We start from the raw sequence: 26,444 nt of genomic DNA on the forward strand, positions 1-26,444 counted from the left end.
ATAATGGATTCTGATTCAATATAAAATGGGGATGAGTTACAGTCAATATTTTATTCTGTAATCTCTATATCTTCTAATAATTCCAAATGGTATAGGTATGACTCAAAAACCATTGGTGCATTTTGCTGAAGTGATTTTTTGATGTTTTTTGAGACTAGTGTGTTCTGACTCATACAATTATGTGGTATTTCATATATGAAAATATGACGAACGAAATATGATTGACTAGTACATGAATATGTTTTGTTAAAAAATCTCTATTATATTATTCATATACTCATACAATGTCAGGGTCTGTTTGAATTAAACAAACTCTTCGTAATATGTCCTATCTGATAACCATTTGTAATGTTGGTGGATAATCCTATGGAAAGAGATCCAGTTTTACGTGATTTGACAGAAATCTCAGTCAATGCCTTAAAGGATTTAGAACTAGCAAGAAAAGAACTCAAAGAAAATGATCTTCAAATGCAAGAGATGAATAAATTAGCAAATGAACGAGTTAATGAAATGTCTAGGGTAAATCAACAACTGCAAGATAAAATCTCATTTGTGGAAAATATGACAAAATCCATACAGGAAAAAAATGAGCATCTGCAAAAGGAATTGAAAATTACCGAAACTGAAAAAATTAACTATGGTAAACTTAATGCAATGTTAAAAGAAGATCTCACAAAAGTAATTAAAAAAGAAAAAGAGCTTTCGATAAAACAAATTTTCCTAGAAAAGAAAGTAAAAGAACAAGCCGAGAATTTATTGAAAGGAGAAAAAATGTCCATAATTGGAACATTTACATCAAGATTAGCTCATGACATTAGAAATCCATTATCCAAATTAAAAATGTCACATGACATTTTATGTAATTCACCAAATATGCCAGTATTAGACAAAGTAAAACACCAACAAAGAATAGAATCTGCAATTTCTAACATGACTCATATCATTGAAGATGTTTTGGAATTTGTAAGAATGTCTGAACTTGATATGAAAGAGACTTCACTAAAAACAATTATTCAATCTAGTCTTGAAGGCATAACTGTACCATCATCTGTAAAATTAGAAATTAAAGGTGATGACAAGGCTACACTATGTGACTCTAGAAAATTAGAAGCAGTATTTGTTAATCTCTTGACCAATGCTGTTGAAGCGATTCGTGGTAAAGGACATGTGACTGTAAAAATTATGGAAAATGAAGATGATGTTGAAATATGTTTTGAAGATTCTGGTTCTGGTATAATCCCTAGTTTACAGGCCAAAATTTTTGAGCCAATGTTTACAACAAAACAACATGGAACTGGACTGGGATTGGCAATATGCAAAATGATCGTAGAGCAACATGGCGGCAAACTAACATACAAAAACAAGCCCTCTACATTTTCAGTACATATGCCAAAAATCAATAACTCTAAAATGGTGGCACAATAATTTTGCAATCTTCTCTTGAACCATTCATTGATAATTTGGCAAAACAAGTTATCAAATGTACTTCATGCTCATTAGATGGTTACCTTTGTAAAATTCATGCCCAAATTGTTGCAACAAATATCATGCAAAACACCAAAACCCTAATGACTCCACAGAAATTTTCTGACTAGGGTTTGTCTGTATGAAAAAATCACACTAATCAATATCTTCTAAAATTCTTACTGATTTACATGGCAAGGAAATTCCCTGTAGTGTTGTTAGTAGATGATTCTGACGCATTTAGGTTATTTTGTAGAGATGCCATCAAATCTTCTATAAAATTCATTCAAATTCTTGAGGCCAAAGATGGAATAGAAGGGCTAAGACAATATCAATTACAAAAACCAGACATGATCTTGCTAGATTTAAAAATGCCTAAATTGGAAGGTGATAAAGTTTTAGAGCTAATTCGAAAAACTGATAAAATAACAAAAATTATTGTAACTTCTGCATACAACAGTAATCAAGAATCAATTAATGATCTAATTAAAATGGGTGCGGACAGCTATGTTCCAAAACCAATGAATAGAATTAATTTGATGAAAGTGATTACTGATGTTTTGGCAAAAGGGAAAATGCCTGGAACAAATTTTACTAAATCTATTTCTGCTAATTAAAATGACGATTTAGTTTTATCATAAATTAAAATAGAATAATGTATTTTTTACTCAGATATAAAATTTTTTGATATTTAGGCATGAATAACTCCATGTTTAAAGAAATTCATGCGTGATTACTATGTTTTTTGCCCTTTTTGATTAAAATAAACATTTGATACTTTGTTCAAAATAAGCTGTCATGAATTTAGTTTGATCATCTTGATCATACCATTACGCATTACTCACTTAGAACTAAAATTATTGTGGAATAAATGAAATCAAATATCAAATTAATCTGTATTTCTATGATGATATTTACAATTATGTATGTTTCGTCAATTGATCTTGTATCCGGAGATCATAAAATTGGAGATGAAGTATTACACAAGGATCTGTATCAATTAACAATCAAATCTTCCCCTCCTGGGTTACACATTGATGATTCTGCGATACATAAAGAAGGAACATGGGTTGTAATTGAACCTGCAAAAGAAAAATGGGGTGCATATGAATTTGTAAGATGGACTGTTAATGGTGAATGGGTTGATGGAAATCCAATCCGTGTTTTACTTGATCAAGATATTACTGCAATTGCAACATATGCACTACATCCTGCAAAACAACAAGATAGTGTTGACTTTATAGAAGATTCATCTGATGGAACAACATATGATTTGAAAATAATTTCTCCATATGGACAAACAATAGGAAGTGGTAGTTACACCGCTGATAAAATTGTAGATTTTAGTATTAAAGAACAACATGTTTATGATCAATCTGATCCTGGAATACGTTATGCATTTTCAGAATGGAGTGATGGATTTACTCCAAACTTGAAAACAAATTTTATCAAACTTGATGATGATAAAATAATTACAACAACTTGGGACACACAGTATAGATTAGAAATTTTAGATTCTACACAAAATAATAAAGTAATTAACACCAGCTGGCATAATGTAAATTCTACAGCTCCGTTAGTGATGAGTGTGGTGGATTCTGCATCAAATGGAAAAGTAAAACGAACAATTAATGAATGGGTTAGCAGTGGATCCAATTTTGCTGAAATTACAGATCCTACAAAACCAATCACTAGTGTAAAAATGGAAAATCCCTACTCCATATCGATAGATTGGAAGGATCAATTCTACCTTGATGCAAAAAGCAAATATGGAGATGTAGAAGGAAGTGGGTTTTATGATAAAGATGAAGTGGTAGTTGTGTCTATAGATGCAACAACACAAGATTCTGGAATCCCTGGAGAGCGATTAGTATTTGAGGGATGGGGCGGGGATGTAAATTCTGATGGTAAAAATGTTCAAGTCATCATGACTGAACCTAAATCGATAGAAGGTATATGGAAAAAACAGTATCTGTTAACAGTAAATTCTGAGTATGGAGCAGGAAGTGGTGCAAATTGGTATGATGAGGGTGCTATTGCTAAATTTAGTACAAGTATCCCAAGAGACCCTGCAGGCATGTGGCAGCAAACAAGTTTTGATGGATGGAGTGGGGATGTTGAAGGAAAAACATTAAGCGGAAATATATTGATGAATGGTCCTAAAACTGTAACTGCTCAATGGGTAGTGGATTATAGCATTGCATATTTGAACATTGGAATAATTACTAGTGTTGCAATTGGTGGGTTATTCATATTTTACAAAATTAAACAAGGAGAGAATAAAAGAAAACATTCAACAGAAGAATTAGTTGAATCAATAAAAGAAAAAAGACAAAAAAAATCTGTATTAAATAAAATCTTTGGAGGTAAATTAAATATTGGAAAAGATGTCTTTTCTATTGAAAATAAAGATTATGAGATAGTTTTAGAAAATGCAGAATCAGAAAAAAAAATAATGCTTGAAAAAACTCAAGAATTACGAGAAAATATAGAAGAAGAAAAGAAAAACATTCAAAAGAAATCTCAACAATTAGATCACAGATTATCTGAAATAGAACTTGAACAAAAAGAATCCCAAATAGAACTTGAAAAAAAGAAATTAGAAGAAAAAACAAAGGTACTTGAAAAAAATCTATCAGAGGTAAAAGAAGAAAAACAAAATATTCTTAGAGAGAAAGAACAATTAGAAAAAACCCTAACTGAAACAAAATTTGAAAAAACCAAAACCATGATGAAACTTGAAAATGATATTGCTGAAGTAAATCTCCAAAAGAAAAATTTATCGGAAAAAACTGAAAAACTTGAACAAACACTTGCAGATGCAGAACGTGAAAAGAAAAACATTGCAGAAGATAAAATCCAATTGGAGATAAAACTACAAGATGTTGAAAAACAAAAAAACAGTATTATAGATAAGCTAGAACAGAAAACGTATTCGATAGAACTAGAAAGAAAAGAATTAGAGATTGATCTTAAAAAGAAATCTGCTGAAGTTGACATTCAAAAAAAGAAATTATCGCAAAAAACAGAGGAACTTGAAAAAAGACTTTCTGAGGTCAACCTCCAAAAACTAAGTTTAACGCAAAAAAAAGAGAATTTGGAAGACAGCATTACTGACATCGTGCTACAAAAGAAGAAAATCTCAACAGATTTTGAGAATAAAGAGCAATTTTTTGATTTTGAGAGAAAAGCCCGACTAAAAAGAATTAATGAATTAGAAAGCAAACTTGCTAAAGCAGAGTCAGAGAAAAAGAAGGCTGAAATTGAACTTCAGACAAATCTATCTGCAATAGAACTAACTAAACAAAGGATTTCACAAAAAACTGAGCAGCTAGACAAGAATCTATCAGATGTAGAACTTCAAAAGAGGGCAGTATTATTTGAAAAGGAGCAATTGGAAAAAAATATTGCTGAAGTGGAAATGGGGCGAAAAACATTGGCCCAAAAAACTATTGAATTGGAAAAAAGTCTTTCAGACATCAATAATCAAAAACAAATCCATGCTGATGAAATTAAGAAGAATTTTGCTGCCATTGAATTTCAAAAAGTTTCTGCATCACAAAAAATAAAAGATCTAGAAAAAAGAATTCATGAAGTAGAGCTTGAAAAGAAAAAGGTTTCAACTGATTTAGAAAGAAAAGAATCTGAGATTGAATCAATTAAAAATAATTTAAAACAAAAAACTTTGCAACTGGAGCAAGATCTTGCAACAATCACTCTCCAAAAGAAAAATCTATCAGAAAAAACCCAAAAACTAGAAAAATCTATTTCAGAAGTTGAAAATGAAAAGAAAAATGTCTTACTAGAAAAAAGACATTTGGAAGATTCTTTGAATCAAATTGAGTATGAGAAAAAGAAATGTGCTGTTGAACTAGAAAAAAGTATTGGGGATATTGAACTAGAAAAAAGAAAAGCTATAATTAAACTTGAAAACGAGGTAGCTGAAGTTAATCTTCAAAAAAAGAGTTTGTCTGAAAAAATAAATCAATTAAATACACATCTCGAAGAAGTTAACTTGCAAAAAAAACAATTACATGAAAAAACTAACCATCTAAATAAAAGTCTCGAAGAAGTTGATCATGCAAAGAAAGAGATGGCCTCAAAACTTGAAAGCAAGACCGCCTCATTTGAATTAGAAAATAAAAGTAAATTACTAGAAATTCAAAGAAAAGAAAATGAATTGCAGTATACAAAACAAGATTTAGAGAATAAAAATAAACATCTTGAAAGCAGTCTTGCTGAAGTAAGCTTACAAAAGAAAAATCTTGATTCACAAAGAATTGAACTTGAAAGCAAATTAGGAAAAATTGATCTGGAAAAGAAAAAACTTTCATCTGAACTTGAGCGAAAGGAATCGATTATTGAGACTGAAGAGAAGCGCCTTGGTCAAAAAATTTGGGATTTAGAAAAACGAATTGCTAATTTCACCCTTGAGCGAAAGATATCCTCAATTGAATTTGAAAAGAAGAAAATTAATGATGAATTAGAAAGGAAGGAGGCATTAATTGATCTTGAAAAAGAGCATCTTTCTCATAGAAAGGCAGAACTTGAAAAGAGTATTGCTGCAATTGAAATTGAAAAAGATGTCTTACCTTCTGAAATTCACATAGAAAATAATTCTAAACTAAACAAGAATAATTCTCGAAAATCAAAAGATTTGGAAAATATTGTTGCTGAAATTGAGCTTGCAAGAAAGATTTCAGCAGTTGAACTTGAGCGAAAAGAATCTGTAATCATGTTGGAAAAGAAAAACCTGGATGAACAAACTGAGATGCTTGAAAAAAGAATTTCAGGTTTGGAAGTTGAGCGAAAAATCTCTTCTGTTCAAATAGAAAGAATAGAATCTGAAATTCAACTTGAAAAGAAAAAATTGGAGCACCAAACACGAGAAATTGGAAAAGCTAATAAGAATACTGATTTGACAAAAAAAGTTTTAGATTATTCCTATTCGGCTGACTATCATAATTCATATGAAAAGTTCAGAGAATGGTCCAGTGTTTTAGAGGGTGAATTGTATTTAAAACAACCAATTGATGATGAAGAAACTTCATTATATTCTGGTGATAAGTAATGGGATCAATATTATTCGGCATGATAATATTCTCAGCATTTGGAGTTGTAATGTTGAGTACTACTGGCCTTGCTAATCCCCTTGACACATCATCTGATGTAAATAAAATGAATGCATTGCAAATTTTTGATTCATCTGGGAGTACCCTTCTTGGATTGAATTTGGGAACCTCAGATAATATTACTTCTGTAACCCTTACATTCAATTCAGATATTTCAGGTAGTACCACTGTAACTATTTCATTAAAAGATAAAGATGGAGTGGAAATTGGAACTGGCTCTACTGTAACCGGGAGTCCAACTAAAACTGTAGTGATTAACCTTAGTGACAGTGTGACTGATGCTGAAAGAAGTATTTTACAAACTGCAAATATTACAACATCTTGAGGTAATTTGATTGAGTCTAAAAATAATTTTCTTTGTAGGCGTTTTGATTATTGCTATATCGGCAATTGGTTTGGGTGCAAACTTGGATACCTCAAGTACATTTAACAAAATTGGCAGTGATGATAATGTCTCAATTGGATTGTCTACTGCAGATATTACAAATATAGTGCATTCTACAAGCGGTTCAGATATTGACTCTTCAACAATCACTGTGAGAAATACTGATAGTGTTTCCCATTCCTATCAAATCTGTGTAATTACAAAAGCTGGAGCTTCAATTAGTGACACTGTGGGTACTAGTTCTGATTGCACTACAACTACTATATCTTCAAGTGGTACAGGTTCAGCTGTTATTACTTTTACAAACCCTCTAAGTAAAACCAGTGTGGATTTTGCTGAAATCTCCATACAAGAAATTACTTAGAATATAATTTTTCTTTAAACTTAAAAAATAAATTCTATAAGTCAGAAAAATTCTTCTATTCAAATATTTATCCTAATTCTTGAATTGCTATGGATATGTCTACAAGTTCACTAACTTTTACACCTGTATCAAAATCAATAAAATGATTGACTGATTTTTTATTGGTATCTATTATTTCAGTACTTGCGCATGCAAGAGGACTATCTAATGATGGTGTGAATTTTTCTAATGGTCCTTGGACGATAGTACAAATTTCAAAAGATTGTGCTATATTGCCATCATTTACAACCGAAAAACCAATACCGCTAATTTCAATAACACCATCTGATGAAACTCTTTTTATCCATGAAAAATCTTCAATATGTCCACGTGGAGTTAGTAATGATTTTTCCTCCAATTCTGAATTTGAAAATGATTGAGTCAGAATTGATTCATCTGCTATAGCCATTGATATTGTAGCAATGATTAGAATGATGGCAAGAACGCCATACATAATATATTTTTGAAAATCTAAATTTCTTAGTTTTTTATGTCTTATACTCTGGAAGAGATTTTTATCTATGAAATAATTGGTCATCTTTGTTCTCAATTTATTATGAGATAATGAGTATTATTGGGCATGGAAAATAATCTGCATAATAACTTCCATTATGGAAGTAATTGGTAATCCTACATTTGAAAACGGGCCTTGACTTTGGTTAAAAACTGAGTGGAATCAATTGATTTTCATTTATAATATTCATTAAAATTGGAATGGTGTTTATTGCACTTATTACTTGAAGTACTAGTAACATAATTCCTCCTAAAGCAAAAATTAACTTTAACGGTTTTATATCATCGCTTTTGTTATTTTGAATTTTTCTTGAAAATAAATAGAGCATTATAAATGCCATAACTAGCAAACCAAAAGAAATAGAATTTGCAATTGATGGCTCAAGATAATTTGAAAATGGTATGTTCATTGTTTTAGCTAATCTGATATCGAATCCTAACACTACTTGAGTTAATACATAATTTATTAATGCTGAAATAATTCCAGTTTTATAAATTACAAAGTTCTCAGTTTGTCTTTTCTTGTTTGTTTTGTTTTTCTTTTTAGAAAACATTGCCAGTGCCCATATCCCAAAAATTGAAATTCCTATTGGAGTCTGTAAAAATAGTGTAGTAAAACCCACATATGGAATTACAAAAACTGTTCTTCCTATTACTTCGTTGACTGGAATCACGCCTGGATCATTTCTTCTATTATTGTCGCCTTTTGTGATGAATCCTTGATCTGTTTGCTCTACAATTCTGTGTACCACATTTTTGTCGTCCTCATTAACAAACCCAATAATATCTCCTAGAAAATACTCCTGTTCTTGCTTTAACACTACAAATGTACCACTTTCAATGACTGGATACATGCTGTTTCCTACTAGCAAGATATAGGTTGTGTCTCCATAAAGTTGAACTGGCCAAAAATATATCACTAAAGGTAATAATAAAAGCAAAAGAATTACTTTGAGTTTTTTATGATTCAAAGTCTTTCTCCTGAAAATTAAAAAATAAAAAAAGAACTATCAATTGTTCTGCTGGTCAAGCTGTTCAATTGTGAAACTAATGTCAACTATGTCAGTTACATTAACTGCTGGTGAAAATGATATTGTATTACTCGTACCATTTCCATGTGCTGCAATAATACCTGTAGTTGTACATGATGGGGCTGAACCGGCTGCAGGAGTAAATGTATCTGCTGGGCCTTCAATTACTGCACAAATTTGGAAATCATGTGCTTCTGTACCATCTTCATTTCCCACTGCAAATGTAATTAGGTCAGTTTCAATTGTTCCGCCATTTGATACTTCTTCAGTCCATACCAATGCTGTAATATTGGCTGGTGCTACGGTAACCGCATTGTTATCACTTGCTCCGATTAAATTGAAATTAATATCTGAACTGTTAATACTTGCTCCGAATCCAACAGTTGATACCATTAGAATTGCGATTCCTACTAGTGCAATTATGGGTAAACTGTTCATACTAGTTAAATCAAAATCTGATTATTATCAACTAGTTTTTTCATAATAAACGAGCTGATTTCTTTCAAATAATGTTTATTTACCAGATTTTGAAATGGTGTAATATCTTCTGTTTGACTTTTTAAAATAGTATGCATGATAATGATTTTTTAATTATGGGATTCTACAGTCCAAATTATTGTCAAATCTAAATTCCTAGGATTCAAAATCTGATTTTGTCATTTGAGAAATTTTTCAAAATTAAAATTGTCAAAGACTTTTTCATGAAATGTTTGTATAAAATTATCTAAAGAATTAGACTCGTAATCAATTCCTCTCAATGACTTTGACATGAGTCCAATTCTTTTCTAAACTTAAGACCAACCACGAGATGTGTGTTGGTGACAGTCATATTACAAATGATTTATTCCGTATGTATTTTGATGTGTGTTCTATTTGATTAAACATCGGTTGTTATCTGATAGTTTTTGACATTCTTCTAGATGAACTATGGCTGAAGATATTGACTTATACCAATGCTCTGCAGAATGTTGGTGTAAAAAGAAGACAAATAATCTGGATAAGTTGAATTCATGAATATCAAATTTGTCTGTTTAGAATTAACAATCATATGCATAAAGGAATAATGTTTCAAAATAACCTATGCGTAAATATATTGTTAGGAAGAATTTTAATCAAAATAATCTAGATGAACTAAATGCTCCCAACAGAACCGTTTTCTTTGAAAAAAAGAAAAAGAATGAACCATTCTCTGCCGAAGACATAAAATCAAATAATGAAATACAAACTAATTCATTAAACCCATCTATAGATAAGAATGAAATAAAAACAAATTTTGAGGAAGAACTTCTTAACACTGAAGCCAGAAAAATATTTGACGAATCTATATCTGCAATGGAACAATATGATAAAAAAAGACTAGATAACATTTACAATCAATTGTCAACAGAAAAAAAAATTTCAAAAGAACTTAATCAAAAACTACACAAAAATTTATCAAAAATAGCATCTGCAGAGTTAGAACTAATAAAGAAAAAAAACCAATTAGAAAAAGATCTTGATGAAAAAACAAAAAAATTAATCGATTCTGAAAGATTTGCTGCAATTGGAAAATTGTCTGGTAAACTAGCTCATGAATTGCGTACTCCGTTAACTGTGATTAAAGGCTCTGTAGGAGTTATGAAGCATAAAAAAGGAGATGTGATAGATGACGCAATAATTCAAAAATTAGAATTGATGGAGGAGTCTGTTTATAGAATGAATAATCAAGTTGAAAAAGTTTTAAATTTTGTTCAAAAATATCCTCTGAATAAAAAAGAGGTATCCCTAAGAGAATTAATTCAGAAATCTGTATCTTTACTTAGAAAAAACTCAAACATTACAATTCTAACTCCAAAAAATGACATCCTATTCAATTGTGATCCAATTAAAATGGAGGTGGTTATAGGTAACATTTTATTAAATGCAGTTCAGGCAATTGAAAAAGAAATTGGACAGATAATAATTGAAATTACCGAGTCACCTGATTCAATTAAGATCACTATTCAAGACTCAGGAAAAGGAATCTCTGAAGAACTAAGCGATAAAATATTTGATCCTTTAATTTCCTCTAAAATGGATGGAACTGGATTGGGACTGTCCAGTGTTAAAAATATTGTAGAGCAACACGGTGGAGTGATTAATTTCAAAAATAATCCCACTACATTTACTATTATTTTTCCAAAATGATCTAAATTTAATTTGTTTTTTGTATTTTGTCAAAAATTAACTCTTCTTGGGAATAAAAATTATTTTATAAAAATTGTAGAATGTATTTAAAAATAAAGTGACTCTTTTGTCTATATATTTTGAATCCCCCACTTATGATCAAAGATTCAAAGGTGTACATATGCTTGAATCTCACGCCTTCTTCTCAAAAATGGTTGACGAGTTAGTAGAATTCTCAGAATATGATCCTGAATTAGCTGATGGAATTAAATGGCTAGATGATCAGGCACAAAAAAAAGGCATTACATTTTATGATATGGTCTTTGAAGTATTATACAAGCATGATGTAAACTCTAAAGCAAAAGAGTGGCTTAGCACAAGAAATTAAAAATTATTTTCTCAAATCTAATGTTTTGTATTCACAGCCCTCAGGACCGCAATATTTCCCAACGTATGTGGCCTTTGGTCTGTACAATGCAGGTTTTGGAGCTGCCTCTGCAAACTTTTCTTCAATAATATGAGCTGCCCAACCCACAACTCTTGAAATTGCAAAGATTGGAGTATTGAGATCCATTGGAATTTTCAACATATAATATAATGATGCACTATACAAGTCTACATTCGGATAGATGTCTCTATCTTTTTGAGACTTCATTTCAGAAATAGTTACAGTTTCTACTTTTTCTGTAATGTCAAACCATGGGTCTTTAGTTTTTGCTGCAAGTTTTCTTGATAGTTCTTTTAGTACTTGTGCTCTTGGGTCATATGTCTTGTATACTGCATGACCCATCCCCATTATTCTTTCGTTGTTTTTCATCTTATCTTTAATCCATTCTTCTACTTTTCCTATCTCCCCAATTTCTAACAACATCTTCATGACTTCGGTATTGGCTCCTCCATGTAACTCCCCACTTAAAGCTCCAATTGCAGCACTAGATGCTGAATACATATGTGCTCTAGTAGATGCAACTTGCCTGGCAGTAAATGTTGATGCATTGAAAGTATGGTCTGCATGAAGAATTAGACACACGTCAAATATTTTTTCAACTTCAGAGTCTGGCTTTTCCCCAAACATCATGTACAAAAAATTTGCAGCATGACCAAGCGATGAATCTGGTTCTACCGGATCTAACCCATTTCTAATTCTGTGCCAACTGGCAACAATTGTAGGTACTTTAGCAATCAGATTTATTGCCTTTTCATAACTTGCTTCTTTATTTGCAAACTCCTCATCATAATATCCTGCAAGTGCTGCCACAAATGCTTGCAACATATCCATAGGATCTGCGTCTTTCCTCCAGTTTCCCATGTTTTTCTGCATTTGCTTTGGGATGTATCTTGCCTCTACTAATTTTGCATTAAATTCTTCGAGTTGAGTCTTGGTTGGTAAATTATCATAAAGTAGTAAATATGCTGTTTCCTCAAATGTAGAATTTTCTGTAAGATCTAAAATATCAAATCCACGATAAATCAGCTTGCCTTTTTCTCCGTCAATATTAGATATTCTGGTATCTGCAACTTCAATTCCTCGTAATCCAATGTTTTTAGTTTCCATATTGAGCCTATCAGAAATCTTCTATTATATTTTCGCCAAAATCATGTCTATGATGTTTAGTAATTAGTCTAAAATGCCAACTTTTGGTCATAAATGATTATTTTTAATCAAAAATTAATGAGTCCGATAGAGCGTAAACGTCTTGAAAAATTAGATGATTTAGTACTAAATGCATCATCTAGTGAACTTGAAAAGATTCAAGAAATTGACCACCAAACTCAGATGGAAGGTTTGTCATTTTATGATGTATATTTAGACTCTAGTTCATTAATCCATCAAAGTATCAAAAAACCTTTTAGCGAATCTTAAATTTCATTCTTAATTTAAATGAGGGCTAGTGGTTTTTTAATTTGAATTGGCAGTACCTAAAACTAAAAAACCTACAACCAAAAAAGCAGTAAAAAAGATAGTTAAAAAAACAGTGGCAAAAAAAATTGCTAAAAAACCTACTGCAAAAAAATCTACCAAAACTAAAGTAAAAAAATCTGCAAAACCAAAACGAAATAAAGTAATTTGTATTTCTCATAAAGAAGACTGTGATGGAATTAGTTCTGCTGCAATAATTCGACAAGCGTTTGGTGGAGATGCAATACTGGTTGACTATCCCGGACAAATGGAAGCATTAAACCAAGTGGTCTTAGATGAAAAATTGAAATCATTATTTATCTGTGATTTGGGTCTAAGTAAGAAAACTCAAGATGAATTTATTGATATTATGACGACATTGAGAAAAAATAAAGTCTCTGTTACTTACATAGATCATCATGACATTGATCCTAATGTTGTCAAAGCACTAGATAAAATCAAAGTTAAAGTAATTCATGATACTAATGAATGCACTGCAGTTTTAGCTTACACTGCTTTCAAATCAAAATTAAATGATCATGCATCATTTGTTGCAGCTTGTGCTGCGATTACTGATTACATGGAATCTAGACCAATTGGTTCCAAATTATTGCAAATCTATGACAGACAATTTGCGTTGATTAGTGCAACTGTTCTGACATACAATATAGTAGGACATCAAAAAGAACCTGATTATCTTTTGTACTTGGTAGAAGAATTGGCAGACTCTAAATTTCCTCATGCTATCCCTAACACATTTGAATTTGCACAAATTCAAGTTGAAAAACTATCCCAAATGATTACCAAAGTAAAACAAGGAATGAAGACCATGAAAAATCTAGGTCATATGGAAATACTTGATGCAGGTGCTAGCGGCGCTGTTAATTTTGTTATGGGTTTGTCTGGAAAAGATGTAGGTGTTGCATACAAAGAACGTATAGATCATGGAATTTACGCAGTATCTGTTCGTGGTTCTAAAGATTGTAAAGTACATTTGGGTAAAATTGTCAATAATCTTGCAACTAGTCTTGGAGGGTCTGGTGGAGGCCATGATAAAGCATGCGGTGCTGTAATTCCAAAACCCAAAATAAAAAAATTCCTCACAGAATTGAATAAAAAAATCAAATAGTTCATTTTTAGTTTATTCATAAATATTGAATTTTTATCTGAATCTTCAAAAAAGTTAGTGATTATTTTATGTTTATTATTTAATATGTTCATGAAAGATGTTGTTTTAGATTTTTAGAATTAATATTTTGATGGAATAATGAGTTTTGATTTTGCAGATATAGCAATGATTGAAATTATTGATATTGCTAAAACCAATGATACCAAAACTCCGAATTCTGGAACTACTACTCCGTCTTTGATTTCAACTGTTACTAATTTTTTATATTCTGATGATGCTCCTTGGTTTGCTGTAATGGAATAATCTCCATCTTCTTTCCACATAGAACCTCCTACTTTGATTTCAACTTCAAAGTCTCCATTAATTCCAGGTGTAACTTGGTCAATTGTAATTAAGTTCCCTACTGGTGATTTGACAACTATTGTGATGTCTGCCCCTCTATAGGTTGTATTTCCATTAATTTTGATAATATCTGAACCATTTTCTGCCTCAGCAAACATAGATATTCCTGTTGAAATTTTTAATTCTCTCTCTTCTATTTTTACTGGTTCACTTGATTCTGGAACTGGGTTTTTTGGAATCTCTTGGGCAATTACTGTGAATTCAGTTTGAGCAACCATGTTAGTATCCTCATGACTTGCAGTTACAATGTATTTTCCAGCATCAAAGCTTGGCACTGGTGGATTTAGTAATTTTCTAAACTCCCAATTGTCATTAAATGTGATTTGTGGTGCAAAGACTATTGCACCATCTGGTCCAATAATTCTTAATTTTACTGGTTTGTATTGAGAGACATCAGTAATTTTACCTGTAATCCAAATTGATTCAAGCGCTTTAATTTCATCCATTGATGTTTGGACTTGTATCGTTGGCTCTGCAAAAGCTAAAGTTGATGCCAATGATATTGTCAATACTACAAACAATGAAATTTTTAGCATTTTACTACTAAATTTTTAACCCATATGAATTATTTCTTAAAGTGTGTAGCAATGTTATTATTCTTGAATTTATTTTTCGACGTTTTTTCTTTTTCTTAAAATTTTTTTAATTTGCCTATTTATGACCAATTTTATATCGTAGATTGTTAGAAAATGAAGTTGATTTTAATCTCACACACCCCTCTACACATCTGAACCATTATTGAGTTTACTCAAAAAATCTATTTAAGAAAATTTCCAAATTAACTAATCTGTAAATTCAACTATTGCGTCAATTTCAGTCATTGAATTTAATGGTAAACTAGATACTCCTACTGCGATTCTAGAATGTTTTCCTTTTTCACCAAATATCTCAAAAAACAAATCTGATGCATGATTGATTACTTTAGGTTGCTGTGAAAATTCTGGAATAGAATTTACAAAGCCTGATAATCTGACTATTTTTGATACTTTATCCAAATTTCCTAACTCTCTTTTTATTTGAGCTATGATGTTAATTGCACACATTTTAGCTGATTTTTGTGCCGTCTCTAAGTTGTCATCTGAAACTTTTCCTGTAAATACAACCTTGCCATCTGTCATTGGAATTTGTCCTGAAATGAATAATAAATTCCCAGTTCTGATTACTGGAACATATGATCCAGCAGGTGTTGGAGGTGTTGGGAGTTTAATCCTCAGCAATTCTAATTTTTCTTCAATCATAGTGCAATTACAATCTTTTATCAGAATTTATTTTTACCTATGTTTTGAACTTTTAAAACTTTTACAGTTTGGCTAATTCATTTTTTACCATGATTGGATCAATTGGCTTTGTAATGTATCCCAACTGTGGAATTTTTCCACTCTTGACTGCAATCATATTTGATTTGATAGATGTGACAATTAACATCTTTACATTTTTATCAATTTCTCTAATTTTTGAAGCTGTTTCTATTCCATTTAATCCTGGCATCTCATAATCAATTGTTACTAGTGCAGGTTTATGCTTCCTAACTGCTCTAACTGCGTCCATTCCATTTTTTGCCTCAATTACCGAATCTATCTTCATGTACCGAAATACTTCTTTGATACTTTGTCTCATGAATGGTGAATCGTCTACAACCAGTACGTTTAATCCCATAAAATGTTATGAACATCACAATACATTAAATATTGTTTGTTTGAAAATTACACTTTTTTTAGTGTGACTGACTACTAATTTGATATTGCTAATAAGAAAAATCAATAATTTAAAAATTAGTTTTTGATAATTTTGATATGTACCTTTTCGCCTTTGTTTGAATTATTTTGGTATATTGTTCTAGTTTTGTATCCTAGCTTTTGAAGGCATCCATCTAAAATTGATACCCACGGTAATGAATGTCCGCTGTTCAATTTTGATTCGACAGTAATATTTTTTGTATTTGCTTCAAAATTCACATGTCCTGAACATGTTATTTGGACTATTGCATCCATAATCTCAATTATGTCATCTAATGATTTTGATTTGAATGAAATCCCATTTTTTTCTAATAATTTGAATATGTCTGATTCTGGTTTTTTTGACACCATTGTGGAATTTAGAATATAGGTTAATCCAATTTCATTTACTGTTTTAATTATTTTATAAATTTCTTGGGCTTCCCCTTTTGACATATCTGCCATTGCTTTTGTTTTTATAGAATTTTTCCAAATACTCGCAAATATTTTTTCCTGATTTGAAGCTAGAATTTCTGTAGATGAAAAAATTGCTCCTTTACCATTGTCATTATTTACTAAAAGTAATTCTGTTTCATCAAACATAAAACAATTTTGTGTTATTTCTGATGACCTAATTTCAACTCCATCGGGAATTTTTCTGTATGCTTCTGAACAAATTTGAGATGGTGACACCAAAATTTTAATATCTAGATTCCTACGTGTAACTGAAACTAATTGTTCTTTACACTCAGCTAGCAATCCAAAACCCCATTGGTCTGTCATGATTCTGATTGATGATTTAGACCCTTCAATCATTGTTTGAAGTTGTGACAAAACATTGTTGGCACTGACATGAAAATATCTTTTTTCTTCTGATCCTCTAGTTTTTCTACTTTCTTCACTTGCTTTTTTCAAGTTTGATACCAATGAATTCATTGCATTTACTTTGTTGATTTGCTCATGAATTATTCCATCAAAAGCATCTTCAGGAGCAATTGCCGTACACATTATTGGTTTACTCTTTGAAATTATTGCTAGTTTTTTATTTTCTAATTTCAATAATGTTGGATAAATTTTTGTCCTGGGAATCTCTGAATAATATGCCAATTCACTAGCTGAAATTGTACCTTTTGAAATAAGGGCCACATATGCCTGTGCTTCGTATTTACTTAATCCAAATTCTTCTAAACTTACTGTTAACACATGTTCATTTACCATAACTTCCCTCCAATTGTTATTAGGTAAAATTGAGAGCTAAATTCCTTTATACAAATACTCAAAAAAAATCAAAATTGTACCCGTAGCCAGGTGTAACTGTAGTTACTAAAATTATTGTGACATCGTCCTCAAATACAAAATCTAAGGGAAAATAATGGTATGTTGGTAAAATACAATGAAACAGTTCTTGAAAATATCTCTCATTCAGTAACCCTTGCTCCAAGATTGGAGTATTCGTCTAATCTTTTATCAGAAATTATGGATATTTTTTCAGAAAAACTATATGATTTAAAAAAATCTAACTGTGATTTTGAATTATTTTTTGATGACACTGACAAAAATCATCACACTGCAATAGAACTTGAGCGAAATCTGACTTTTTCTTTGGAAGTTCTTGTAACAATCAGGAATAGAATTACTTCCATTTCTGGTGTTTACAACATTCCTGAGGTACTTCCCTCATTAGTCCCAATGATTAGAACAATAAGTGCTAAGTTTTTTAATATTATTCCTATATGTAGTCAAAAACTATCTGAATTATCTGTTCATTTGGGAAGTATTGTTTTAGATTCAGCATCTCTTACTAAAGCAAGATTTGATTTTAGCCAATCAAATCGTGAATCGTCGATATTTCTTGATAAAGTAAAATTGATGGTGGACTCTAAAATAAGTAAGCAGTATCCTAATGTTGATTTTTCTAAATTGTGTAATACTTGATAACTCTGCCCTCAAAACGAGATTTAACAAAAGATATTCAGCGAATTAAAAACATTTCCAAAAAAATTGATAAAAAACTATCTGAAGTAAAATCTTCTGAAGATATCAAAATTGATAAACTAAGTTTGGAGGAACTTCAGGATTTAGATAAAATTGTTAAAATTGCGGATTTTATGTTGTGCAAATACGCTGACAAAAAAGAGATATGTTCTACCCTGAGACAATTTGCCTCTATAGTTTCTGAAACTGCTTCATCAATTGAAGATCTTGATGATGAAATATCTGAATTAATTTTATCAGCAGAGGATTCTATTAACAAGGTAAAAGACGTACATACAACCATCTCAGATAAATCTGATTTTAAGAAGAATTATCAGAATGGTCCTGACTATAATGAGGCCGAAACAAGTGGAATTAATTTAACCAATTTTGTGACAGAGATTAACACAGTAGAATACCAACAAAATTCTCAAAGACAAACTGCGTAGGTAAATGAGATGAGTTTAGCCCCCCAAGAATTAGAAAACACTGCAAGCAAATATGCTTCAGAGGCTATCAAATTTGATTCCCAAGGTGCACGAGGAATGGCAATTACACATTATCAACATGCCATTGACTCTTTGGTAAAACTACTACAATTATACCCAACAAGCAAACTGAATCAAATTTACAAAGAACGATGTAACTCTTATCATAATAGGATTAATGCATTACAACAGGCCCATGGAGTAGAGCCTGCAGTAGACCCTAAGGCATCTGAAGATGAACAAAAGAAATCTGTTCAGAGACAAGAAAATGAAAATGACTTTGAAGATCTTTTAATGAAAGAAAAGCCTGATGTTACTTGGGACCAAGTAATTGGCTTAGATGATGCAAAAAGTGCTTTACGTGAATCAATTGTTTACCCTACAAAGAGACCAGATTTATTCCCATTAGGTTGGCCAAAAGGAATGTTGCTTTACGGTCCACCAGGTACTGGTAAAACAATGCTTGCAGCAGCAACTGCAAACGAAATGGATGGTTACTTTATCAATGTAGATGCATCTTCAATGATGAGTAAATGGTTGGGTGAAGCAGAAAAAAATGTCTCAAAATTATTTTCTATGGCAAGACAATATGCTGAAAAAGAAGGGAAACCTGTAATTTTATTTGTAGATGAAGTTGACTCTTTACTTGGCTCTAGAAATAGTGAAGTAGGAGGAGAGGTAAGAACTAAAAACCAATTCTTAACTGAGATGGATGGTGTAAATGGCAAAGGCAAGCAACTGATGTTATATGTAATTGGAGCGACAAACAAACCTTGGAGTCTTGATTGGCCTTTCCTTAGACGATTCCAAAAAAGAATTTATGTTTCTCTTCCTACTCAAAAAGCAAGAGAAAATCTATTTGAACAATACACTGCACCTCTTAGTAAAAACTATAAAGTAAATAATTCTGAATTGGCTAAATTGTTTGACGGTTATAGTGCAAGTGATATTAAAGACGTCTGCCAAGCAGCTCAAATTAAAACGGTCCATGAAATTTTCAATGCTCCTGACTATCATGAACCCATTGAAGGAGAAGAGCCAGTAAAGCCAAGAGAACTCACCACATCTGATTTCAAAGATATTATGTCCAGAAGAAAACCAAGTGTTTCACTTGAAATGATTCGTGCATATCACAAGTGGAGCGAAGAGTTCCAGGCACTTTAGAACTTTTACTCAAACATTTTGCAAATCATTCGTATGCTTTGATTTAGCGATCATTTCATTTCTTGTAATTTCCTCATAAAACTTAAATTCGCTTTCTAGCGGACTTATCGAGGGTCACAATTACTACAAAGAAATCAAACCACGCAAAAAAGTTTGGAAAGCTAATTTTTGATGATGGATCTGTTCTTGATGGGGAAGGCTTTGGGTATTCGACTACCGTTTTTGGAGAAATTGTCTTTAATACTGGAATGGTGGGCTATACTGAAGCACTAACAGATCCCTCGTATAGGGGTCAAATTCTTACTCTTACATACCCACTAGTTGGAAATTACGGTGTTCCTGATTCCTCAATTAAAGACCAAGATGGAATCCCTAAATTCTTTGAATCTGACAAAATTCAGGTTAGGGGTCTAGTTGTCCATGAATTGTCTCTGACTGCAAGTCATTGGAATCTTTCTATGACTCTTGATGAATGGTTATACCGGGAGAAGATTCCTGGAATATCTGGAATTGATACTCGTGAATTGACAAAAAAGATTAGAACAGGTGGAGTAATGATGGCAGCTTTGGTTGTATCTGATTCAGAAATTGATGTAGAAGAAATTAAAAAACAACTTGTATCTGCACCTCGTTATGATTCTGAGCAATTTATGGATGATGTCTCTACAAAACAAGAAAAAATCTATGGCGATGAAAACCAATCTGTTGTAGTTATAGATACGGGTGCCAAAAATGCAATTATCCGAAATATCCGGGAGATTGGTTACAAAGTAATACGTCTTCCATGGGACACGTCATATGAAAAAATAATGTCTTATAATCCAAAAGGTGTTGTACTGAGTAGTGGTCCCGGTGATCCACAAAAATGTCCTAACACTATTGATACTGCTAAAAAATTAATTGAAAATAATATTCCAACATTAGGAATTTGTTTGGGTGCTCAAATTATCGGCATTGCAGGAAATACTGATACTTACAAACTAAAGTATGGACATCGTGGACAAAACAAACCCTGTGTCAATTTAGAAAATAATCAAGTTTATGTGACTAGTCAGAACCATGGCTATGGGATTACTCCAGAATCTCTTGAAAAATCTGAATTTAATTTATGGTTTACAAATGCAGACGACAAAACAGTAGAAGGAATAAAACACAAAAAACAAAAGTGTATTGCAGTACAATTTCATCCCGAAGCTGCACCAGGTCCTTATGATTGTAAATTCGTCTTTGAAGAACTACAGCACCTTATGGAGGAAGGAACATCTGCCAAAGAATGAGTCGTTAAAGAAAATTCTTGTACTTGGAAGTGGGGCAATAAAAATCGGAGAAGCCGGCGAGAGTCGCTAAAACGACCGTCAATTTGACTACTCCGGAAGCCAATGCCTCAAAGCCATACATGAAGATGGTCTGAACAGTGTTTTAATCAATCCAAACATTGCAACAATTCAGACTGATACAAGATTTGCAGATCAAGTGTATCTTCTTCCTGTAAACCAAGAGTACGTGAAATCTATTATCGAAAAAGAAAGGCCAGATGGAATTATGCTGGCATATGGTGGACAAACCGCTCTTAACTGCGGGGTTAGCTTAGAGGAATCTGGAATTCTCCAAAAATATGGTGTCAAAGTACTTGGAACTCAAATTAAAGGCATTCAAAGAACTGAGGATCGCCAACTCTTCAAGGATTCCATGAAAGAATGTAGCGTTCCTGTTTTGAAAAGTAAGACTGTCACCAATTTTGATGATGCAAAAAAGGCAGCAGAAGAATTAGTATATCCTGTAATAGTGCGAGTCGCCTACACTTTGGGTGGTCGTGGTGGTGGAGTTGCATATAATGAAATTGAACTTCATGAAATTGTTGAAAGAGGTTTTAAGGCAAGTATAGTTGGTCAAGTTCTAATTGAAGAATACATTGGACACTGGAAACAAATTGAATATGAGGTAATGCAGGATTATGATGGAAATAATGTAATTGTTTGTAATATGGAAAATGTTCTATCTATGAAAGCACACACTGGTGATAATATTGTAGTTGCACCTTCCCAAACAATTGATAATCATGAATACCATATGTTGCGTTCTGCAGCATTACGTGCAACAAAACATGTTGGGATTGTTGGAGAATGTAACATCCAATATGCTCTTGAACCAAGTTCTGATAGATATGTTGCTATTGAAATTAATCCTAGGCTTTCACGTTCTTCTGCTCTTGCTAGCAAGGCAACTGGATATCCACTTGCTTACATGTCTGCAAAAATTGGACTGGGCTACAAATTGTCTGAACTAGTCAACAGAATCACAAAAAATACTACTGCTTGTTTTGAACCCTCACTTGATTACATTGTATGTAAACACCCTCGTTGGGATTTTGAAAAATTCGAATTAGTAAATAGAAAACTTGGACCCACTATGAAATCTGTTGGTGAAGTTATGGCCGTTGGTAGAACATTTGAGGAATCTTTCCAGAAAGCTATTCGAATGTTAGATATTGGAAATGACGGTGTTGTTCTAAACCGTACAAATGGAAAAACATACACTGAAGAAGAAATCGAAGACAAACTATCTCATCATGATGATCACATAATGTATAATGTTGCAATTGCATTAAAGATGGGGATTTCTGTAGCTAGAATATACAAACTTTCCACCATTGATCCTTGGTTTATTGAAAAAATTAAAAATATTGTAAATGTTGAATCAAAACTTAAAACTTCTGAACTTGATGCATCCCTCCTTTGGGAAGCCAAAAAAACGGGCTTTTCAGACAAACAAATTGCTCGTGCCAAGGGGTTCATTACTGATGATATACGTAATTTACGAAAGAAATTGGGAGTATTGCCCTCTGTAAAACAGATTGACACACTAGCAGCAGAGTGGCCTGCGGTAACCAATTATCTCTATCTAACATATGGGGGTCATTCTCATGATATCACAATACCTGCAGATGAAAAGGGGATAGTCGTTCTTGGAGCTGGTCCTTATAGAATTGGGAGTAGTGTTGAATTTGATTGGGGAACTGTAAACATGGTTTGGGGACTACAAGAAAATGGTGAGAAAAGTGTTTCTGTTGTAAATTGTAATCCTGAAACAGTCTCAACTGATTATGATATTTGTACTAGATTATACTTTGAAGAATTAACTCAAGAAAGGATTTTGGATATCACAGAATTTGAGCATCCAAAAGGAATTATCACATGTGTTGGAGGACAAACTGCAAATAATCTTACTCCTGGTCTTGCGCAACATGGTGTGAATATTTTGGGAACAAGTGCACATGATGTTGACCGAGCAGAAAATCGTTCAAAATTTAGTGCTGAACTTGATAAACTTCACATCCAACAACCATTGTGGCAAGCATTTACAAATCTTAATGAAGCAAAAAACTTTGCACAGCAAGTAGAATTCCCAGTAATTGTAAGACCTTCGTATGTTCTTTCTGGTGCAGCAATGAAAGTAGTTTGGTCTCAAGATGAATTAAAAACATATGTGAAAGAAGCTACTGATGTCTCTCCTGATCATCCAGTTGTAATTTCAAAATTCATGCTAAATTCCCTTGAAGTGGATGTAGATGGAATTAGTAATGGAAAAGAAGTTGTTATTGGTGCAATTGTTGAGCATATTGATAGTGCGGGCGTTCATTCTGGAGATGCCATGATGTGTATCCCACCTTGGAGATTAAGCAATAAAATCATTGAAACCATAAATGAATACACCAAAAAGATTGCTTTGACATTTAATGTCAAAGGTCCATTTAATCTCCAATTCTTGGTTCATGATGATCATGTATATGTAATTGAATTAAATATCCGGGCCTCACGTTCCATGCCTTTTGTATCCAAACTAGTCAAAACAAATCTAATTTCTCTTGCAGCAAAGGCAATACTGAACAAACCCTTACCTAAAATTCCTGAAAACAAATGGCAAAAGATTCAGAATTATGGAATTAAGGTTCCTCAATTCTCATTTATGCAGCTTGATGGTGCTGATATTGCATTAGGTGTTGAGATGCAATCAACTGGAGAAGCTGCCTGTTTTGGAAATAGTTTCTATGATGCACTCTCAAAAGGATTGACATCTGTTGGATATAATTTGCCAGATAAAGGGACAGCGCTAGTTACGGTTGGTGGTGCTCAAAATAAAGAAAAACTTGTAGCGTCAATTGCAAAACTAAAACATTTGGGATTCAAAATTTTGGCAACCGAGCACACTGCTGAATTTTTTGAAGAAAAAGTTGGTCAAGTCGAAATTGTTCATAAAATTTCTGAACCTGACAGAAAACCAAACATTGCAGATCTTCTATACGAACGAAAGATTGACTTTATCATAAATATCCCAAGTACATCAACATTGGAAAAATATGTTGGAATGCTTGATGATGAATATCAAATTAGAAGAAAATCTTTAGAGCTTGGAATCCCAGTTCTTACAACTATCGAGTTGGCAGATTCTTTTGTAAAAACTTTAGAGTGGCTTAAAAATAATAAAACTACTAAAGATCCCATTGAACCCTACGATAAATACGATTGACTCATAAAACTTGTTTGATTATCGATTCATCCCCTAAAATTACTCCATCCAATGAGACAATTTTTGCAGATAAAATTCCCAATCTTTCTATGATGGGTGAAATTGATTTTTTATAAAATTTTTTGTGTGTAGCATAAAAATATCTATTAAATGATGGAACAATGATGATCTCTAATTCTCCTGACCTTGATGGAAATATTTTTTGTTTTTCTGTCTTAAGTGAAACCCACACTCTTTGTCCATTCATAATCGAATCTTCTTGAAAAAATACAGGGTGTATGTGACCCATTATGATTTTATCAATATGGGAAAAATTCTCTGATGGCATTGTATGTCCATGTGTTAGCAAGACATTTTCTTCAACCATCCCTATTGTACTTATCATGGTAATATTTTCTGGAACTAGTTTCTGAATATTTGCATCATGATTGCCTGGAATTAATATTACATTACATTTTTTTCTAATTTCTTTAAAAAATAATGGGACTTCATCCCATTCATTTCTTGATATTGTTTTGATACTTGATTTTATGTCTCCTAATAGAATTACTGCATCTGGTTTCTCTGAGTCTATAATTTCTGATAATTCATTAATTGTTTCATTTACTGATGAATTTTTTCCAATGAAGATCTCGTTTGATTTTAGAGTATTCTCAAACCCTAAATGAAGATCTGTAACTATGAGATTCTTTTTTTTACCTTCTAAAATTAATGCTGGTTTTGATTGAATGAGTCTAGTTTGTAACATCAAAGTTATACTGCACATAGATGATTAAATCCTTATGAATAAAGACTCTGATAGAGTTGAAGTACTAGTTTCTGAAAAACGTGTTAAACTACATATTTTTGAACCTAGTAGGAGAAAAATTTGGTCTGTAGTTGGAAAGGGTGAGGAACATTGGATAGACCCTATTGGAAGTTATTGTTCTTGTCCTGGATTTTATTTTGGTCAGTTAAATGGAAAAAATTCTTGCTACCATCTAGATTCTGCAAGATTGGCAGAAAAAGAAAATAAAATTGAAGAAATTATTTTTTCTGATGTTGAATTCAGAGATTTTCTTTCGGGAATAATTTCGGATTTGTAATTACTATTTATTCGAATGTGTTAATAACTAGAAATTATATTAATAATTATGAATGAAGAAGAACAAAATTCTGAAATTGAAAAAATTGCAAATTTAATGGTTCATGATGGAGTATCGCCTGATGAACAGGATGATGTAAAATTAGAAAAATACAAAAACATAATCAAGGAAGATTGCAATCTTGATGATGACTCTTCAATGAAACTAGTTTATGAGACATTACTTTACAGAAAATTAAAAAATTCTGATTCTGGAGATATTTTAGAAAAAGGTAATGATTTCGGTGCTGGATTTAGTTAATTATTATAACTGAACAGTATCAATATCATCTTTTGAAACACCTTTCCATAAACCGATCATTCCTTCTGGTTCAACTTCTTCAATTTTGGTAATTTGTTGAATTTTGATATGATCTGGGCTTGGAGGCATCCATAACATTGCCATATAATCACCAACATTTCCAACTTTATTTGGTAATGCCATAGTGATTTTGTCACTTGAAAATCCCTTGGTAGATAGTGCATTCATTGCTTTTTCTTTAAGATCCATCCGACCATGTAAGAATAGGTACACATCCTTTTGAGAATCAATTTCTGCCATGAATTCAGTGATTTCTTTGACTAAATCAATCTTTCTTGATCTAACTAGTACCAAAAAGGGTTAAATTAGAATGCACAAAAATTTTAACTGTGAAAATCTTCACTGTTGGCAGCAAATCATTTGTAACTAGTTTCCAATTAGCAGGAGTACCTGGAATTATTTCTGAAACTCCTGAAAAAGCTCTGGATGAAATTAAGCGACTTACTGATGATTCTGATGTTGGCTTGGTATTGGTAAGTGATGATATCACTGAACCAATTAATGATGAACTGACCGCATTAAGAGCAGAAAAATCTACTCTGGTTTTTGCATTGCCTGCAACTGGAAGTGAAAAAACAGAAGTTGATTATAGAGTTATGCTGAAAAAGATCCTTGGCGTATGATTGT

Annotated in this window: 28 protein-coding genes and 1 pseudogene; 18 read left to right on the top strand and 11 right to left on the bottom strand. The window is 32.1% G+C overall.

Going from position 1 to position 26,444, the window contains the following annotated elements:
• Window positions 1–50 precede the first annotated feature (50 nt).
• Window positions 51–173, bottom strand: a complete 123-nt coding sequence (locus tag C6990_RS10930; protein ID WP_255465108.1) for a hypothetical protein — start codon at window positions 171–173, stop codon at window positions 51–53.
• Between the two features lie 193 nt (window positions 174–366).
• Between C6990_RS10930 and C6990_RS01940 the strand changes: the two genes are divergently transcribed.
• The 6 genes from C6990_RS01940 to C6990_RS01965 all read left to right on the top strand — a co-directional run bounded on the left by C6990_RS01940 (window position 367) and on the right by C6990_RS01965 (window position 7,345).
• Entirely contained in the window at window positions 367–1,425 is a 1,059-nt protein-coding gene (locus tag C6990_RS01940; RefSeq protein WP_255465109.1) for an ATP-binding protein, read from the top strand.
• A 2-nt stretch (window positions 1,426–1,427) separates the two neighbouring features.
• Window positions 1,428–1,595 (top strand): hypothetical protein, encoded by a 168-nt coding sequence (locus C6990_RS01945; RefSeq protein WP_182128079.1) that lies wholly within the window; start codon window positions 1,428–1,430, stop codon window positions 1,593–1,595.
• 60 nt (window positions 1,596–1,655) lie between these two features.
• Complete coding sequence (locus tag C6990_RS01950; protein ID WP_182128080.1) at window positions 1,656–2,081, top strand: response regulator transcription factor; 426 nt, start codon at window positions 1,656–1,658, stop codon at window positions 2,079–2,081.
• Between the two features lie 254 nt (window positions 2,082–2,335).
• A complete protein-coding gene (locus C6990_RS01955) occupies window positions 2,336–6,535 on the top strand; it encodes a coiled-coil domain-containing protein (RefSeq protein ID WP_182128081.1) in 4,200 nt (1,399 codons plus the stop codon).
• On the top strand, window positions 6,535–6,921 hold the full coding sequence (locus C6990_RS01960) for a hypothetical protein (protein WP_182128082.1): 387 nt from the start codon (window positions 6,535–6,537) through the stop codon (window positions 6,919–6,921). The genes C6990_RS01955 and C6990_RS01960 overlap by 1 nt, the downstream gene beginning before the upstream one ends.
• Window positions 6,922–6,931: 10 nt before the next feature.
• Window positions 6,932–7,345, top strand: a complete 414-nt coding sequence (locus C6990_RS01965; protein ID WP_182128083.1) for a hypothetical protein — start codon at window positions 6,932–6,934, stop codon at window positions 7,343–7,345.
• Window positions 7,346–7,412: 67 nt separating this feature from the next.
• On the opposite strand, the gene C6990_RS01970 is transcribed toward C6990_RS01965, so the two are convergent.
• The 3 genes from C6990_RS01970 to C6990_RS01980 all read right to left on the bottom strand — a co-directional run bounded on the left by C6990_RS01970 (window position 7,413) and on the right by C6990_RS01980 (window position 9,366).
• Window positions 7,413–7,922: a hypothetical protein gene (locus C6990_RS01970; protein ID WP_182128084.1), complete on the bottom strand. Its 510-nt coding sequence runs from the start codon at window positions 7,920–7,922 to the stop codon at window positions 7,413–7,415.
• A 121-nt stretch (window positions 7,923–8,043) separates the two neighbouring features.
• The gene (locus C6990_RS01975; protein ID WP_182128085.1) at window positions 8,044–8,868 is read right to left on the bottom strand and encodes a signal peptidase I; all 825 of its coding nucleotides are present in this window, start codon (window positions 8,866–8,868) and stop codon (window positions 8,044–8,046) included.
• Window positions 8,869–8,907: 39 nt separating this feature from the next.
• Window positions 8,908–9,366 carry a hypothetical protein gene (locus C6990_RS01980; protein WP_182128086.1) on the bottom strand — a complete coding sequence of 153 codons (459 nt, stop codon included), beginning with the start codon at window positions 9,364–9,366 and terminating at the stop codon, window positions 8,908–8,910.
• A gap of 642 nt (window positions 9,367–10,008) precedes the next feature.
• On the opposite strand from C6990_RS01980, the gene C6990_RS01985 reads away from it, so the two are divergent.
• Both C6990_RS01985 and C6990_RS01990 read left to right on the top strand, forming a co-directional pair.
• Window positions 10,009–11,094 carry a sensor histidine kinase gene (locus C6990_RS01985; RefSeq protein WP_182128087.1) on the top strand — a complete coding sequence of 362 codons (1,086 nt, stop codon included), beginning with the start codon at window positions 10,009–10,011 and terminating at the stop codon, window positions 11,092–11,094.
• Window positions 11,095–11,191: 97 nt separating this feature from the next.
• Entirely contained in the window at window positions 11,192–11,461 is a 270-nt protein-coding gene (locus tag C6990_RS01990) for a hypothetical protein (RefSeq protein ID WP_255465111.1), read from the top strand.
• Window positions 11,462–11,464: 3 nt separating this feature from the next.
• Here C6990_RS01990 and C6990_RS01995 read toward each other — a convergent pair whose 3' ends face one another.
• Entirely contained in the window at window positions 11,465–12,628 is a 1,164-nt protein-coding gene (locus C6990_RS01995; RefSeq protein ID WP_182128088.1) for a citrate synthase, read from the bottom strand.
• Between the two features lie 117 nt (window positions 12,629–12,745).
• On the opposite strand from C6990_RS01995, the gene C6990_RS02000 reads away from it, so the two are divergent.
• Both C6990_RS02000 and C6990_RS02005 read left to right on the top strand, forming a co-directional pair.
• Window positions 12,746–12,937: a hypothetical protein gene (locus C6990_RS02000; RefSeq protein WP_182128089.1), complete on the top strand. Its 192-nt coding sequence runs from the start codon at window positions 12,746–12,748 to the stop codon at window positions 12,935–12,937.
• Between the two features lie 46 nt (window positions 12,938–12,983).
• Window positions 12,984–14,102 carry a DHHA1 domain-containing protein gene (locus tag C6990_RS02005; RefSeq protein WP_182128090.1) on the top strand — a complete coding sequence of 373 codons (1,119 nt, stop codon included), beginning with the start codon at window positions 12,984–12,986 and terminating at the stop codon, window positions 14,100–14,102.
• 119 nt (window positions 14,103–14,221) lie between these two features.
• Here C6990_RS02005 and C6990_RS02010 read toward each other — a convergent pair whose 3' ends face one another.
• From C6990_RS02010 to C6990_RS02025, 4 genes are all read right to left on the bottom strand, one after another.
• Window positions 14,222–15,040 carry a PEFG-CTERM sorting domain-containing protein gene (locus C6990_RS02010; protein ID WP_182128091.1) on the bottom strand — a complete coding sequence of 273 codons (819 nt, stop codon included), beginning with the start codon at window positions 15,038–15,040 and terminating at the stop codon, window positions 14,222–14,224.
• A 246-nt stretch (window positions 15,041–15,286) separates the two neighbouring features.
• Window positions 15,287–15,742 carry a RidA family protein gene (locus C6990_RS02015; protein WP_182128092.1) on the bottom strand — a complete coding sequence of 152 codons (456 nt, stop codon included), beginning with the start codon at window positions 15,740–15,742 and terminating at the stop codon, window positions 15,287–15,289.
• Between the two features lie 61 nt (window positions 15,743–15,803).
• The gene (locus C6990_RS02020; RefSeq protein WP_182128093.1) at window positions 15,804–16,160 is read right to left on the bottom strand and encodes a response regulator transcription factor; all 357 of its coding nucleotides are present in this window, start codon (window positions 16,158–16,160) and stop codon (window positions 15,804–15,806) included.
• A gap of 116 nt (window positions 16,161–16,276) precedes the next feature.
• Window positions 16,277–17,437, bottom strand: a complete 1,161-nt coding sequence (locus C6990_RS02025; protein ID WP_182128094.1) for a TrmB family transcriptional regulator — start codon at window positions 17,435–17,437, stop codon at window positions 16,277–16,279.
• Between the two features lie 159 nt (window positions 17,438–17,596).
• Between C6990_RS02025 and C6990_RS02030 the strand changes: the two genes are divergently transcribed.
• The 5 genes and pseudogenes from C6990_RS02030 to carB all read left to right on the top strand — a co-directional run.
• Window positions 17,597–18,154 carry a hypothetical protein gene (locus C6990_RS02030; protein ID WP_182128095.1) on the top strand — a complete coding sequence of 186 codons (558 nt, stop codon included), beginning with the start codon at window positions 17,597–17,599 and terminating at the stop codon, window positions 18,152–18,154.
• On the top strand, window positions 18,151–18,642 hold the full coding sequence (locus tag C6990_RS02035; protein ID WP_182128096.1) for a hypothetical protein: 492 nt from the start codon (window positions 18,151–18,153) through the stop codon (window positions 18,640–18,642). Before C6990_RS02030 ends, C6990_RS02035 begins: the two co-directional genes overlap by 4 nt.
• Window positions 18,643–18,651: 9 nt before the next feature.
• Window positions 18,652–19,845, top strand: coding sequence for an AAA family ATPase (locus C6990_RS02040; RefSeq protein WP_182128097.1), 1,194 nt, complete (start codon window positions 18,652–18,654; stop codon window positions 19,843–19,845).
• 164 nt (window positions 19,846–20,009) lie between these two features.
• Entirely contained in the window at window positions 20,010–21,122 is a 1,113-nt protein-coding gene (gene carA, locus C6990_RS02045; RefSeq protein ID WP_255465226.1) for a glutamine-hydrolyzing carbamoyl-phosphate synthase small subunit, read from the top strand.
• 91 nt (window positions 21,123–21,213) lie between these two features.
• A pseudogene (gene carB / locus C6990_RS02050) lies at window positions 21,214–24,372 on the top strand (carbamoyl-phosphate synthase (glutamine-hydrolyzing) large subunit); the annotation flags it as partial.
• Window position 24,373: 1 nt separating this feature from the next.
• Here the strand turns inward: carB and C6990_RS02055 are convergent.
• Window positions 24,374–25,120, bottom strand: a complete 747-nt coding sequence (locus C6990_RS02055; RefSeq protein ID WP_182128098.1) for a metallophosphoesterase — start codon at window positions 25,118–25,120, stop codon at window positions 24,374–24,376.
• A 34-nt stretch (window positions 25,121–25,154) separates the two neighbouring features.
• Between C6990_RS02055 and C6990_RS02060 the strand changes: the two genes are divergently transcribed.
• Entirely contained in the window at window positions 25,155–25,457 is a 303-nt protein-coding gene (locus C6990_RS02060; RefSeq protein ID WP_182128099.1) for a hypothetical protein, read from the top strand.
• Between the two features lie 48 nt (window positions 25,458–25,505).
• Window positions 25,506–25,757, top strand: a complete 252-nt coding sequence (locus C6990_RS02065; RefSeq protein ID WP_182128100.1) for a hypothetical protein — start codon at window positions 25,506–25,508, stop codon at window positions 25,755–25,757.
• Window positions 25,758–25,760: 3 nt separating this feature from the next.
• On the opposite strand, the gene C6990_RS02070 is transcribed toward C6990_RS02065, so the two are convergent.
• The gene (locus C6990_RS02070) at window positions 25,761–26,057 is read right to left on the bottom strand and encodes a hypothetical protein (protein WP_182128101.1); all 297 of its coding nucleotides are present in this window, start codon (window positions 26,055–26,057) and stop codon (window positions 25,761–25,763) included.
• Window positions 26,058–26,146: 89 nt separating this feature from the next.
• On the opposite strand from C6990_RS02070, the gene C6990_RS02075 reads away from it, so the two are divergent.
• Window positions 26,147–26,440 (top strand): V-type ATP synthase subunit F, encoded by a 294-nt coding sequence (locus C6990_RS02075; protein ID WP_182128102.1) that lies wholly within the window; start codon window positions 26,147–26,149, stop codon window positions 26,438–26,440.
• Window positions 26,441–26,444: the final 4 nt, after the last annotated feature.

It is taken from the genome of Nitrosopumilus sp. b3 (genome assembly GCF_014078525.1).
In the GTDB taxonomy this organism is placed as follows: domain Archaea; phylum Thermoproteota; class Nitrososphaeria; order Nitrososphaerales; family Nitrosopumilaceae; genus Nitrosopumilus.

Coding starts and splice junctions, on each gene's coding strand:
- C6990_RS10930 (WP_255465108.1), bottom strand. CDS start 173: ATGAGTCAGAACACACTAGTCTCAAAAAACATCAAAAAATCACTTCAG.
- C6990_RS01940 (WP_255465109.1), top strand. CDS start 367: ATGGAAAGAGATCCAGTTTTACGTGATTTGACAGAAATCTCAGTCAAT.
- C6990_RS01950 (WP_182128080.1), top strand. CDS start 1,656: ATGGCAAGGAAATTCCCTGTAGTGTTGTTAGTAGATGATTCTGACGCA.
- C6990_RS01955 (WP_182128081.1), top strand. CDS start 2,336: ATGAAATCAAATATCAAATTAATCTGTATTTCTATGATGATATTTACA.
- C6990_RS01960 (WP_182128082.1), top strand. CDS start 6,535: ATGGGATCAATATTATTCGGCATGATAATATTCTCAGCATTTGGAGTT.
- C6990_RS01970 (WP_182128084.1), bottom strand. CDS start 7,922: ATGACCAATTATTTCATAGATAAAAATCTCTTCCAGAGTATAAGACAT.
- C6990_RS01980 (WP_182128086.1), bottom strand. CDS start 9,366: ATGAACAGTTTACCCATAATTGCACTAGTAGGAATCGCAATTCTAATG.
- C6990_RS01985 (WP_182128087.1), top strand. CDS start 10,009: ATGCGTAAATATATTGTTAGGAAGAATTTTAATCAAAATAATCTAGAT.
- C6990_RS01995 (WP_182128088.1), bottom strand. CDS start 12,628: ATGGAAACTAAAAACATTGGATTACGAGGAATTGAAGTTGCAGATACC.
- C6990_RS02000 (WP_182128089.1), top strand. CDS start 12,746: ATGAGTCCGATAGAGCGTAAACGTCTTGAAAAATTAGATGATTTAGTA.
- C6990_RS02010 (WP_182128091.1), bottom strand. CDS start 15,040: ATGCTAAAAATTTCATTGTTTGTAGTATTGACAATATCATTGGCATCA.
- C6990_RS02015 (WP_182128092.1), bottom strand. CDS start 15,742: ATGATTGAAGAAAAATTAGAATTGCTGAGGATTAAACTCCCAACACCT.
- C6990_RS02020 (WP_182128093.1), bottom strand. CDS start 16,160: ATGGGATTAAACGTACTGGTTGTAGACGATTCACCATTCATGAGACAA.
- C6990_RS02025 (WP_182128094.1), bottom strand. CDS start 17,437: ATGGTAAATGAACATGTGTTAACAGTAAGTTTAGAAGAATTTGGATTA.
- C6990_RS02030 (WP_182128095.1), top strand. CDS start 17,597: ATGTTGGTAAAATACAATGAAACAGTTCTTGAAAATATCTCTCATTCA.
- C6990_RS02040 (WP_182128097.1), top strand. CDS start 18,652: ATGAGTTTAGCCCCCCAAGAATTAGAAAACACTGCAAGCAAATATGCT.
- C6990_RS02055 (WP_182128098.1), bottom strand. CDS start 25,120: ATGTTACAAACTAGACTCATTCAATCAAAACCAGCATTAATTTTAGAA.
- C6990_RS02060 (WP_182128099.1), top strand. CDS start 25,155: ATGAATAAAGACTCTGATAGAGTTGAAGTACTAGTTTCTGAAAAACGT.
- C6990_RS02065 (WP_182128100.1), top strand. CDS start 25,506: ATGAATGAAGAAGAACAAAATTCTGAAATTGAAAAAATTGCAAATTTA.
- C6990_RS02070 (WP_182128101.1), bottom strand. CDS start 26,057: ATGGCAGAAATTGATTCTCAAAAGGATGTGTACCTATTCTTACATGGT.